General features: G+C 67.3%; 15 protein-coding genes and 1 tRNA gene. 5 read left to right on the top strand and 11 right to left on the bottom strand.

The window, feature by feature from the left end; genetic code table 11:
* Positions 1 to 583: HNH endonuclease signature motif containing protein (locus tag AU193_RS13425; RefSeq protein ID WP_156425200.1), on the top strand; the 583-nt coding region annotated here is incomplete at its 5' end.
* Between the two features lie 128 nt (positions 584 to 711).
* On the opposite strand, the gene AU193_RS13420 is transcribed toward AU193_RS13425, so the two are convergent.
* The 3 genes from AU193_RS13420 to pgm all read right to left on the bottom strand — a co-directional run bounded on the left by AU193_RS13420 (position 712) and on the right by pgm (position 3,760).
* Positions 712 to 784, bottom strand: a tRNA-Ala gene (locus AU193_RS13420).
* Between the two features lie 55 nt (positions 785 to 839).
* A complete protein-coding gene (locus AU193_RS13415; RefSeq protein WP_064422869.1) occupies positions 840 to 2,117 on the bottom strand; it encodes an MFS transporter in 1,278 nt (425 codons plus the stop codon).
* Positions 2,114 to 3,760: a phosphoglucomutase (alpha-D-glucose-1,6-bisphosphate-dependent) gene (pgm, locus tag AU193_RS13410; protein WP_064422868.1), complete on the bottom strand. Its 1,647-nt coding sequence runs from the start codon at positions 3,758 to 3,760 to the stop codon at positions 2,114 to 2,116. Before pgm ends, AU193_RS13415 begins: the two co-directional genes overlap by 4 nt.
* Positions 3,761 to 3,824: 64 nt before the next feature.
* Here pgm and crcB (AU193_RS13405) point away from each other — a divergent pair, with 64 nt between their 5' ends.
* Complete coding sequence (gene crcB, locus AU193_RS13405; RefSeq protein ID WP_156425203.1) at positions 3,825 to 4,196, top strand: fluoride efflux transporter CrcB; 372 nt, start codon at positions 3,825 to 3,827, stop codon at positions 4,194 to 4,196.
* Positions 4,175 to 4,558 (top strand): fluoride efflux transporter CrcB, encoded by a 384-nt coding sequence (gene crcB / locus AU193_RS13400; RefSeq protein ID WP_371259198.1) that lies wholly within the window; start codon positions 4,175 to 4,177, stop codon positions 4,556 to 4,558. Before crcB (AU193_RS13405) ends, crcB (AU193_RS13400) begins: the two co-directional genes overlap by 22 nt.
* 19 nt (positions 4,559 to 4,577) lie before the next feature.
* On the opposite strand, the gene AU193_RS13395 is transcribed toward crcB (AU193_RS13400), so the two are convergent.
* The 3 genes from AU193_RS13395 to AU193_RS13385 are packed head-to-tail and all read right to left on the bottom strand — an operon-like array spanning position 4,578 to position 6,357.
* The gene (locus AU193_RS13395) at positions 4,578 to 5,201 is read right to left on the bottom strand and encodes a GNAT family N-acetyltransferase (protein WP_064422866.1); all 624 of its coding nucleotides are present in this window, start codon (positions 5,199 to 5,201) and stop codon (positions 4,578 to 4,580) included.
* A 59-nt stretch (positions 5,202 to 5,260) separates the two neighbouring features.
* Positions 5,261 to 5,956, bottom strand: a complete 696-nt coding sequence (locus AU193_RS13390) for a proteasome protein (RefSeq protein WP_064422865.1) — start codon at positions 5,954 to 5,956, stop codon at positions 5,261 to 5,263.
* Positions 5,957 to 5,988: 32 nt separating this feature from the next.
* Positions 5,989 to 6,357: a DUF488 domain-containing protein gene (locus AU193_RS13385; RefSeq protein ID WP_064422864.1), complete on the bottom strand. Its 369-nt coding sequence runs from the start codon at positions 6,355 to 6,357 to the stop codon at positions 5,989 to 5,991.
* A 19-nt stretch (positions 6,358 to 6,376) separates the two neighbouring features.
* Between AU193_RS13385 and AU193_RS13380 the strand changes: the two genes are divergently transcribed.
* Both AU193_RS13380 and AU193_RS13375 read left to right on the top strand, forming a co-directional pair.
* Complete coding sequence (locus tag AU193_RS13380; protein ID WP_064422863.1) at positions 6,377 to 6,571, top strand: hypothetical protein; 195 nt, start codon at positions 6,377 to 6,379, stop codon at positions 6,569 to 6,571.
* 117 nt (positions 6,572 to 6,688) lie between these two features.
* Positions 6,689 to 7,405 carry a TVP38/TMEM64 family protein gene (locus AU193_RS13375; protein ID WP_064422875.1) on the top strand — a complete coding sequence of 239 codons (717 nt, stop codon included), beginning with the start codon at positions 6,689 to 6,691 and terminating at the stop codon, positions 7,403 to 7,405.
* Here the strand turns inward: AU193_RS13375 and AU193_RS13370 are convergent.
* The 5 genes from AU193_RS13370 to AU193_RS13350 are packed head-to-tail and all read right to left on the bottom strand — an operon-like array spanning position 7,402 to position 11,315.
* Entirely contained in the window at positions 7,402 to 8,004 is a 603-nt protein-coding gene (locus tag AU193_RS13370) for a carboxymuconolactone decarboxylase family protein (protein ID WP_064422862.1), read from the bottom strand. The two genes, AU193_RS13375 and AU193_RS13370, sit on opposite strands and share 4 nt — an antisense overlap.
* 1 nt (position 8,005) lies before the next feature.
* Positions 8,006 to 8,866, bottom strand: a complete 861-nt coding sequence (locus tag AU193_RS13365; RefSeq protein ID WP_064422861.1) for a TIGR03619 family F420-dependent LLM class oxidoreductase — start codon at positions 8,864 to 8,866, stop codon at positions 8,006 to 8,008.
* Positions 8,863 to 9,693, bottom strand: a complete 831-nt coding sequence (locus AU193_RS13360; RefSeq protein WP_064422860.1) for a TauD/TfdA family dioxygenase — start codon at positions 9,691 to 9,693, stop codon at positions 8,863 to 8,865. The genes AU193_RS13365 and AU193_RS13360 overlap by 4 nt, the downstream gene beginning before the upstream one ends.
* 6 nt (positions 9,694 to 9,699) lie before the next feature.
* The gene (locus tag AU193_RS13355; RefSeq protein ID WP_064422859.1) at positions 9,700 to 10,023 is read right to left on the bottom strand and encodes a hypothetical protein; all 324 of its coding nucleotides are present in this window, start codon (positions 10,021 to 10,023) and stop codon (positions 9,700 to 9,702) included.
* Positions 10,020 to 11,315: an SRPBCC family protein gene (locus AU193_RS13350; protein ID WP_064422858.1), complete on the bottom strand. Its 1,296-nt coding sequence runs from the start codon at positions 11,313 to 11,315 to the stop codon at positions 10,020 to 10,022. The genes AU193_RS13355 and AU193_RS13350 overlap by 4 nt, the downstream gene beginning before the upstream one ends.
* Positions 11,316 to 11,325 lie beyond the last annotated feature (10 nt).

Here is an 11,325-nt window from a genome sequence, read left to right as displayed (position 1 = left end):
CGGCGGCACGCTCATGCCGATCGCCGACGTGATCCGACTGGCCGGCCACGCCAACCACTACCTGGCGGTGTTCGACGACGCGACCGGATCAGCCCTGGATCTGTTCCGCGCCAAGCGAATCGCCACCCCAGCACAGCGGATCATGCTCATCGCGCGCGACGGCGGATGCACCAAGCCGTGCTGCACCGTCGGCGCCTACGGCTGCCAGGTGCATCACGTGAAGGCCGACTGGTCCAAAGGCGGTAACACCAACGTCGACGAACTCGGCCTGGCCTGCGGAACCGACAACCGCAGCGTCGACGAGGTCGACGGCTGGACCACCCGAATGAACGACCGCTGCGAAGTCGAATGGCTCCCCCCACCCGAACTAGACACCGGCCAGGCACGGCTGAACTACTACCACCGACCCGAACGGCTCCTGCGCCCACCCGACCAACACGAAACCCGCAGCCACAACCACACCGCCGCACCGCCCGAACCCGCTGACAGCCGGCCGGGCGAGTCCCAGTCGAGCGCCGCGACGCCCGTCGACGGCGCAAGTGAACCCGGCGGGCCAGCGCCCCCAGACAACCGGGCGGCCTGACAGCCGGCCCGAAAAGCGCGGCATGCTCCTCCGATGATCAGCCGGGTGCGTAAACAGCATGCCTGCACTGAGCGCCCAGGGACGACAAAACCCGCTCCAACCGATGGTCGGAGCGGGCCTTCGAAGAGTGGAGCTAAGGGGACTCGAACCCCTGACCCCCACACTGCCAGTGTGGTGCGCTACCAGCTGCGCCATAGCCCCTGAAGTCGTGCCCATCGAAGTTACACCACCTGCCGGAAGCGCTCAAAATCGCTGGTTACGGCACTTCCCCGCCGGCTTCCGGCCCGATCGCGCGGGCCGGCGTGTGCGCGGCGGGCCGGCCCCGCGTCTCCGGCGCGAGCACCCATCCCAGTGCCGCCGCCCCCAGGATCGCCCCGCTGACCACGAACGCCCACGCGTACGACGTCTGCTCGGCGATCTGGCCCACCACCAGCGATCCGATGATCGAACCCAGGTCTGCCATCATCTGGAAGACCGCGACCGCGGTCCCGCCGCGCGCCTTGTTCCCTACGATGTCGGCCACCGCGGCCTGCTGCGGCGAGACGAAGATGCCCGTCGCCGCACCCGTGACGTATGCCGCGACCAGAAAGATCGGCAGCGACGTCGTGAAGCCGACGAGAATCGTCGCCACCGCCGACACCGTCAGCCCGACGATCAACAGCGTGCGGCGCCCAATTCGATCCGACAGATAGCCGCTGGGGATCACCACCGAGACGTTGCCGATCGCGAACGTCGCCAGCGCCAGACCCGCTGCACCCGCGCCGTAGCCGAGTCCCTCGACCACGAACAGCGGCACCAGCGCGATTCGCAGCCCGAACGCCGCCCAGCCCGTGCTGAAATTTGAGAACAACGCCGCGCGGTACGCCCGATGGCGCAGCACCTGACGGATCGAGACCGCCGCGTCCACCGTCTCCTCGGGCGCAGCGAGCGTGCTTCCGCGCAGGCTGACGAACACCACGCCGGCCGCGATCAGCAGCGCCGCACCGTAGATCACGAACGGCGCCGCCAACCCGAAACCCGCGGTGAGGCTGCCCAGCACCGGGCCGCCGACCGAGCCGACCAGGAACCCTGTCGAGAACAGACCCGCGACCCGTCCGCGCGCGTTCTCCGGCGAGATCCGGATCATCAGGCCCAGCGACGACACCGTGAACATGGCCGAGCCCAGTCCGCCGAGGGAGCGGAACGCCAGCAGCTGCCAGTACGTCTGCGCGAACGCGCACGCCCCGGTCGACAGCGCGACGATGATCAGGCCGCTGATGTAGACGCGACGTTCCCCCAGCCGCTGCACGAGGAGGCCCGCGGGCGGCGCGGCGATCAACCGCATCAACGCGAACGCCGTGATGACGAACGTCGCCGCGCTGATGCTCACCCCGAAGTGGCGCGCGTACTGCGGCAGCACCGGCGCCACCACGCCGTAACCCAATGCCACCACGACATTGGCGCCGACCAGCAGCCAGACCTCACGCGGGAGCTTCGGCTTGGCTTCCGTCTGATCGGGCCCCGTCGAGCAGTCGCCCTCCGGTTCAGAACTCACCCGATGACCTTATTGACCACCTCGCGCGCTGCTGCCTGCACCTCCGCCAGGTGCTCGGGGCCCTTGAACGACTCGGCGTAGATCTTGTACACGTCCTCGGTGCCCGACGGCCGCGCCGCAAACCACGCGTTGTCCGTCGTCACCTTCAGCCCGCCCAGCGGCGCCCCGTTGCCCGGTGCGGTCGTCAGCTTCGCCGTGATCGGCTCGCCCGCCAACTCGGTCGCCGAGACCTGCTCAGCCGACAGCTTGGCCAGCCGCGCCTTCTGCTCACGGTCGGCGGGCGCATCGACGCGGGCATACGTTGGGGCGCCGTACTTCTCGGCCAGCTTGGCGTAGCGCTGCGACGGCGTCTCACCCGTCACCGCCAAGATCTCCGACGCCAGCAGCGCCAGGATGATGCCGTCCTTGTCGGTCGTCCACACCGACCCGTCCTGCCGCAGGAACGACGCCCCCGCGCTTTCCTCACCGCCGAAACCGATTGTCCCGCTGAGCAAACCGTCGACGAACCACTTGAACCCGACCGGCACCTCGACCAGTTCGCGACCCAGCCCGCCGACCACCCGGTCGATGATCGAAGAACTGACCACCGTCTTGCCGACCGCGGTCGACGCCGGCCATGTCGGCCGATGCGAGAACAGGTAGTCGATCGCAACGGCCAAATAGTGGTTGGGGTTGAGCAGCCCACCGTCGGGGGTGACGATGCCGTGGCGGTCGGAGTCCGCGTCGTTTCCGGTCGCGATCTGGTAGGTGCCGGGGTTGTCGCTCATCGCCCCGAGTAGGCCGGCCATCGCGTTCGGCGAGCTGCAGTCCATCCGGATCTTGCCGTCGGTGTCCAGCGTCATGAACCGCCACGTCGCGTCGACGAGCGGATTGACCACCGTGAGATCGAGGTTGTGGCGTTCGGCGATCGCACCCCAGTAGTCGACGCTCGCCCCGCCGAGCGGATCGGCGCCGATGCGGATCTTCTCGGCGCTGATCGCGTGCAGGTCGACGACGTTGGGCAGGTCCGCCACGTAGGCGTCGAGGTAGTCGTGGCGCTGCGCGATCTGCAGCGCCCGCGCCAACGGCACCCGCTTGACGCCCTCGAGCCCGTCGCGCAGCAGTTCGTTGGCGCGTTCGGCGATCGCACCTGTGGCGTCGGTGTCGGCGGGTCCGCCGTTGGGCGGGTTGTATTTGAAGCCGCCGTCACGCGGCGGGTTGTGCGACGGCGTGACGACGATCCCGTCGGCGAGATCACCTTCCCGGCCCCGATTGAACGTCAGGATCGCGTGACTGACCGCAGGCGTGGGCGTGTACCGGTCGGCCGAATCGATCATCGCCACAACGTCGTTGGCCGCGAGCACCTCCAACGCCGACGCCCACGCCGGTTCCGACAGCGCGTGGGTGTCGCGGCCGATGAACAGCGGACCGGTGGTGCCCTGTGCGGCGCGGTACTCGACGATCGCCTGCGTCGTGGCCACGATGTGGGCCTCGTTGAACGCCGCGTCGAGGCTGGAACCGCGATGCCCCGACGTGCCGAACACGACCTGCTGGTCGACGTTCTCGGGATCGGGCTCTCGCGTGTAGTACGCCGTCACCACCGAAGCGATGTCGATGAGGTCCTCGGGTTGGGCCGGCTGGCCGGCTCGGGGGTTGGGCGCCATGGACTCGATTCTGCTCCTTGCCGTCATGCGGCGTCCCGTGAGCCGCCCGGCCATACTGACCCTCGTGCTTGGTTACGACGGCCGCGAGCTGCTTGCCGTGTTTGCCGGCGGTGCGCTGGGCACTCTCGGCCGCGCCGCGATCGAGACACTCGTAGCGCCCGAACCCGGACACTGGCCGTGGCCGACGTTCGTGGTGAACATCGTCGGCGCGTTCGTGTTGGGTTACGTCGCCGCCCGGCTACCCGACGACAGCTATCGGCGCCCACTTCTCGGTACCGGCTTCTGCGGCGGGCTGACCACTTTCTCCACCATGCAGGTCGAGATGCTCAGGATGATCGAACGCGAGCATTTCGGGCTGGCGGCCGGCTATGCGTCGGCCAGCATCGTCGTCGGCCTGGCCGCCGCCTGGCTGGCATCGCGATGGGCGCGGCGATGACGGTCGCGGTGTGGCTGGGTGTCGCGGTCCTCGGAGGAGTGGGAGCGGTGCTGCGCTTTCTCGTCGACCGCACGGTGTCACACCGGCTGAGCGGAGTGTTCCCGTCGGGCATCTTCGTGGTCAACATCTCAGGTGCGCTGGTGCTCGGGCTGCTCGCCGGCCTCGAACTGGGACCCACCACGGCGCTGCTGGTCGGTGTCGCGCTCGTCGGCGCCTACACGACGTTCTCGACCTGGATGCTGCAGACCCTCGAGCTCGGGGCGGAACGCCGGACCGGACTGGCGATCTCCAACATCGTCGTCAGTCTGGCGCTCGGCGTGGCAGCGGCTGCCTTGGGCTGGTGGATCGGCACACTGCTGTGAGACAGCTGGCCCACGAGGGCTACGGTTCTCGCGGCTGCGTGCGCGGCAGCGCGTACAGGGCCATGCGCCGGTTCGACATGTCGTGTTCCCCGAGAAACAGGCAGCCGCCGTGTTCGCAGACAACGCGCGCGCCCTTGTTCCGGTGGTCCGGATCGAACATGATGCGGCGGCACTGCGGATCGAGCTCGAAGATGTTGGCGGTCAACCGCGGCAACATAAGCGCCGCGATACCGCGGTGGACGAAGCGCAAATCCGCGATCGCCGCGTGCATTCCGATGTCGTGGGGGTCGGCGTCGTAGCACGGCGCGATCGAATCCCTGGCGGCGCGGTACAACTCGATGTAGGCGAACGGTTGTCGCCGGAACGAGCCGACGAACGGCCTGGAGTATTCGCCCGCCAACTGCGCTGTCAGATATCGGTGCCACCGCTCGGGCGGCCAGTCGTATTCCCACGTCTCGACCAGGTGCGGGCGGTTCATCCATTCCGAGATCATCTCGGCGTCCGCGTCCGGATCGGCCAGGCGGATGGTGTACGGCTCGGCAAGAACCGGCGTGGGCGGTGCCGCGACGTCACGTACCGCATCGGAGATGTCGGTCAGCTCCCGCGGAAGCACCGACGAGGGCGCAGCGTCGATCTCGGTCATCGCCCGCCGAGCTTACCGGACCGACTAAGGCAAGACTTACCTTCGTCTTTTCGTGGCATTCAGCGGAACAGGTCGTCGAGGGCCCGCCCTTCGAGTTCGGTCCACCGGTGCACACTGCGACGCACCTCGGCGACGGCTTCCTCGTCGAGATGCTGGGCGCCGTCGGAAGTGATCCGGCAGAGGTCCATGGGCCCACCGACACTGGGTGACGATGCGTCCAGCGCGTCGAGTACCCGCAGCGCGGCCACCACGCCGTAGTCGACGCTGCGTTCGCCCATTCCGAAGTGCGCCAGAAGCGCGTGGGCCTGCTGGGCCATCGGCGACCCGCTGCCCACCGCGTGAAAGCCGATCTCTTCGTAGTGGCCGATCAGCCCGTGTGGATCGATGTCGACGATGAACGGGTGCCCGTTCGCGTAGCCCGCCGCAAGGACGTACGTCGCCGGAGTCGCGCCGGGCTTACCGGCAGGCACGTCCTCGATGAAGTTCTTGTAGTGGTGCTCAAACACCGGCAGGACGCGCTCTTGCAGGGCATGGCCGATGTCGGGCGCTTCGACGATGGCGTCCGGCTCGTTGTCGAAGATCTGCTCGAGGTCGTAGAGCACGGCGCGCGATCCGCTACCGCCCCACGCGGCGTGTTCACCGAGCGGGTGCAGCTTTTGGGCCGGATAACTCAAACCCCGCTCGGGGTCGGTGATCTGCGAATCTCCCGCCAACACGACCCCGTCGGCGCAACGAATGGCGAGAACGACGGTCATCGCGGCAGTTTCGACGGCATGCGCCGATCGTCTCACGCCGTTCGCGTCAGCAGGTCCCGAAGGACCGCGGCGTGGCTGGCGTCGACGTCGCGGCTGGCGGTCACGAGCACCACCGGCCCCTGGTCGAGCAGGGCGCGGATTTCGTCCAGCGCCTGCGCGCCCGTCTCGGTTTCCAGTTCGGCGGTGTAGCGGGCGGCGAACTCGTCGAACCGTTCCGGCTGGTGCGAATACCACCGTCGCAACTCGGTCGACGGCGCCACCGACGGCAGCCACCGCCCGACCCGCGGGTCGGCCTTGCGGAATCCTCTCGGCCACAACCGGTCCACCAGAACCCGGGTCCCGTCATGGTCGCCCTGCGGGTCATAGACCCGTGCTACCTCGACGCTTGGCCGGCCACCCATGCGGTGGAATGGTAGGGGCATGGCGGTGGACCGAGTGGCGGATCTGCAGCGATGGCAGGACTCGGGCGCCGTGTGGGAGGTCCGGACGCGACGGGAAGGCAGTGTGACGGTCGCGCTGCTGAGCTGTGACGGCGGCGAGGAGGTCGACGCGTTCACCTCCGAAGACCCTCGGCTGCTCGCGTTCATCGGCGAGCGCCGAAGCAGTCAAGACTGACCTTCACCGACCGCGTCCGGACCAGGTCGGGCGGACGCGGCGGCCGCGACGTCGACGCCGGCGAGGTCCTCGGTAGCGAAAATGTGCCGCACCGGCGTGCGGCAAGATTGCCTGGACATGACCCTCAGCGAGAGCCCCGCGACCCGTCGGCGACACGTCGTGCGACTCGTGTTGTTCGCGGCGTTCCTGCTCGGGCTGTTCTACGTGGTTGCGGTCACCGGTGTGATCGACGTCGACCACGTCCGACGCACGGTGGCCTCCACCGGCCCCATCGCACCGCTGGTCTATGTCGTGGTGTCGGGTCTGCTGGGCTCGGTGTTCGTGCCCGGGCCGATCCTGGCCGCCGCCAGCGGAGTGCTGTTCGGTCCCGTCGTCGGCACGTTCGCGACCCTCGGCGCGACGGTCACCACCGCCTGTGTCACGAGCCTGCTCGGCAGGCGGGCCGGACGCGACAGCGCGCGGGCAATCCTCGGCGAGGAGCGAGCGAACCGGCTCGACGGTCTCATTGCGCGCAGAGGGCTGTGGGCCGTCGTCGGCCAGCGCTTCGTACCGGGTATCTCCGACGCGCTCGCTTCCTACGCGTTCGGCGCGTTCGGAGTTCCGTTGTGGCAGATGGCTGTTGGCGCGTTCATCGGATCGGTCCCCCGCGCATTCGTGTACACGGCGCTGGGGGCGTCGATCTCGGATCTGAATTCGCCGCTGACCTATGTCGCGATCGCGGTGTGGTGCGTCACCGGGATCGTCGGCGCCTTCGCCGCCCACCGGGGTGTGCGCAGCTGGCGACGTTCCCGGCGCGACGGCGGCGAACCGGTACCCGAAGCCGAGGACTCCTAATCCGGAAGCGTCGCGCTGCCCGGCGGCGGGGCGAGTTGCCAGGTGTCGCAGGCCATCGCGAGCATCGCGTACGTGCCCACGACGAAGATCAGCTCCATTGCCTGGTGGGTGCCGAGTTCGTCGACGAGACGTCGCCACGCGTCGGGCGTGGCTCTGTTACGGGCGAGCAATTCGTCTGTCGTCTCGAGCACCAGCCGGTCCACTCCGTCGAATTCGGCGTTACCGCGGGCGATCCGGGCGATCTCGTCGTCCGACAAGCCACCTGCCTTGGCGATCCTGACATGCTCACCCCAGAAGAACGACGAGCGTCGCGCGTGGGCGAGCCGCAACACCGCCAGCTCGCGCAGCCGCAACGGCAGCTCGCCGCGCTGCAGCAGAAACGCGTTGTAGCCGAGGAACTTCTGCGCCATCTTCGGATGCCGGGCGAGCACCCCGATGATGTCGAAGTTGAGCGGATCCCTGGGTTCTCCCGAGCCGGCCCGTGGAACGTCTTCGGCTGGCACTCCCAGCAGCGCGCCGACGGCGGCGTACTCGTCGGGGCCCCATTCGTCGGCGGTCAGCGGCATCAGGAGCGGATGGCCCGTGGCGTCGTGCGTCATGTCACCTCTCGTCGTCGCGGTGCAATTCCGCGAGTGCGTGGATCTGCTCGAGGTAATGCTCGAGCGAGCGGTGGACGAAGCGCGCGGACACGACCGTCGTGCCCGCGTTCGCCATCGCGCGCAACGTTTCCCGCGTCGCGTCGGGGTTGTCGACCGGGTCGAGCGGACGGTCGGCGGGCAGCACGACCTCGAAGCCGGGCGGCACCTCGCGCGCCTTCAACCACTCCCCCGCGGTCGCGACCGAGATGCCGAACGGAGCCCAGCCCTCGGCGAGCGTGAGCGCCCGCCGCAGCGAGCGTCTGGTCCGGCCGCCGACCCAGATCGGCAGATGGGGCTGCAGCGCGCACGGGTCGACGATGAGGCCGCCGAACGAGTAGTACTCGCCGTCGTAGGAGGGCTCATTGCTCGCCAGGGCGGCGCGCAGGGCCCGCAGGGCGTCGTCGCCGCGCGGACCGCGGTCGTCGAACGGCGCGCCGAGAAGGTCGAACTCCTCTTTGAGTGACCCGACTCCCACACCGAGAATCAGCCGGCCCCGGCTGACGTGATCGAGTGTGCCGTAACGCTTCACGATGGCCAGGGGATGGTGGTATCCGAGCACCAGGGTCATGGTGGCGAGCCGGATCCGCTGGGTGCGGGCCGCCACATAACCCAGGGTGGCCAGCGGGTCCCAGTACCGGGCGCCGCGCCGCCCGGCCTCCGATGCCGGGATCCCGATGTGCTCGCTGCAGGTCAGGTGGTGGTAGCCGAGCCGGTCCGCCGCTTCGGCGACGCGGCCGATGTCCTCGACTCCTGCGTCGCGCTCCCACGTCAATGCCGCCCCGGCGACGTTGGTGACGACCGGTGTCGCGATGCCCAGCTTCAATTCAGCGGCTCTTCGCCCGCCAGGATGGTCCGGTGCATGAGGCGACCGCTGTCGGCGGCGTAAGGCAGCGCGCGGTGCATGGTGCCCGTGTTGTCCCAGATCAACAGATCGCCGACCTCCCACTGGTGCCGATAGACGTATTGCGGCTGGGTGGCCCAATCACGAAGCCGGGCAAGCAGTGCGCGGCTCTCCTCGACGGGCATGCCGACCACGTAGTCGGCTGTCGCGCCGAGCAGTAGCGACTTGCGGCCGGACTGGTGCGTCCACACGATGGGGCACGCCTTCGTCGGGGACTTCTGCCAGAACGCGATCTCGTCGTAACTCATCTCGGGTGTGACATAGTACTGAGATCGCTCGGCGCTGTGCACGACGCGAAGATCGGCGATGAGATCCTTGTCGGATTGCGGCAGATCGTCGTATGCGGCATAGGTGTTGCAGAACTCCGTATCACCGCCGGTATCAGACAGTTTCACCGCTCGGAGCAACGTCGCCAGGTTCGGGTAGGGCTGCAGGGAGCCGTCGAAGTGCCAGAACATCGAACCCTTCAGGTACTTCGCGCGTTGGTTGATGTTCTCGTCGAGAGAGATCTTGTAGATTCCGTCCTCGCCCTCGTTGGCGACCACGGTACCCAACGTTGTGGCGATCGCGACCTGCTGCTCGTCGCTGATCTGCAAGCCGCGAAAGAAGACCACTCCGCGTTGTTCCAGTGTGGCGCGGATGGTTTCGGCGGCGCGGCCACTCAGCAGTGTGTCGAGGTCGGTTCTGATCTCGCTGCCGATCCTGGGGGTCAGGTCGGCGACGTCCAGTTGTGCGGAGGTCAGGCTCACGGCGGCTCAGCTCACCCTCGTCAGAATCGTGTCGGCCGAATGTTTGACTCGCGGTTGGTTCCACAACTCCACGGCGAGCGAGACGGTGATCAGTGAGTAGAGCAGGTTCCGTAGGTTGGCGACGTCCTCGGGCAGCGGCTCGGAGTAGTCGAACTTGTCGATGTAAGCCACCGCTTCTTCGGCGTGCGGGAAGATCTCGTCGTAGAACGCGCGGATCTGTTCCATGGAACTGTTGACCCGCTTTACATAGCGCGCATGTCCGTCCTCGATGGCCCATTCGGGCACAAGGTGTTCGAGGTGTGAAAACTCCGGCGGCAGAACGGCGCTCATCGTATCGCCTTCGGTTCTTCCTCGGCCTTGACGCCTTTTTCTACGTAATCGCCCACGACCTTGTGAAAGTGGCGCAGCAGGATTTCCTCGTCGTTCATCGTGAAGTGGGTGAGCACGCCGCTGTTCAGCATGGCCTGCAGACCCTCCGACGGGCTGGCGTCCTCGAGGATGATGTCGTTGAGGAACGTCACCGTCAGCTCCTGGCCCAGCCGCTCCTTGTGTGTCGTCGGCGGTTGGTAATACGCCTCCGTTTCGAAGATGTGCGAGTGCGGTCCGGTGGGCCAGTGCGTGTGGACGGTGAAACCGGACGCCCCGAAGATCAGCACGAAGTTCGGGAAGAACTGGAACGAGTCGAATCCGTACTTCTCCGACCGCGTGGGGTTGATACCGGGAGGCATCGGCCCGCGGTCGGCTTTCTTGTTCCACGGCCCGGCCGCGCTGGCCTCGAAGACGCACTCGATCGGCTTGGAGTACGGCGTCTTTCGCGACGGCTCACCGGAGAACGAGAACATCCGGTGCGGGCCCTTGAGCCGGTAGGCCAAGGCGTCGGTGAACGGATTCGGTTGGTTGAACGCGTCCCTGGCCTCCGCGGTGAGCGCGCCGAACGAGGACGCGTGCAGGTACGGCCCGTGATAGCTCTCGGCGAACCCGTCGAGGAAGATCTTCCAGTTGCACTGCAGTTCGGCCTTGAACTTGTACACCTGATGGGGTCCCGCGAACGGATAGCCCTCGATCTCGTGCGCCAGTTCCCCGAGGAACTCGCGCAACGGCTCGGTGTTGCGCGGGTCGAGGTTGATGAAGATGAATCCCTCCCACACCTCGCACTGGATGGCGGGCACCCGGCAGCTGTCCGCGTCGAAGTCGAGGAGCAGATCCTTGCGGGTGGCCGAGTGCAGCGAGCCGTCCAGCTTGTAGCGCCAACCGTGGAAGCGGCAGTACAGCAGCGGTGCGCGGCCCTCGACCTCATGGAAGGGATCGTCCTCCCACAGCATCTTGTTGCCTCGGTGCGGGCAGATGTTGTGGAACGCGCGGACCACGGAGTCCTTTCCTCGCACGATGATCACCGAGGTGTTGAGAAAAGACAGCTCGCGGGTGAAATAGCTGCCGGATTTCGGCACCCGCTCGACCCGTCCCATGTAGAGCCAGGTCTTCTTGAAGACGTGCTCGCGTTCCTTGTTGTAGAACTCCTCGGAAACGCAGTCCTCCAGCGAAACGGGACCACGACCCAGTTCGGGGTAGGCGTCGGTCCAGTGTCCGCTCGCGGGTTTGGTCACCAGGATGTCGTGACTCAACGATCTCTCC

It is taken from the genome of Mycobacterium sp. GA-1285, from assembly GCF_001499905.1.
Lineage (GTDB): Bacteria > Actinomycetota > Actinomycetes > Mycobacteriales > Mycobacteriaceae > Mycobacterium.
The sequence above is the reverse complement of the archived record's forward strand: the minus strand, read 5'-3'. Positions and strand labels throughout refer to the sequence as shown.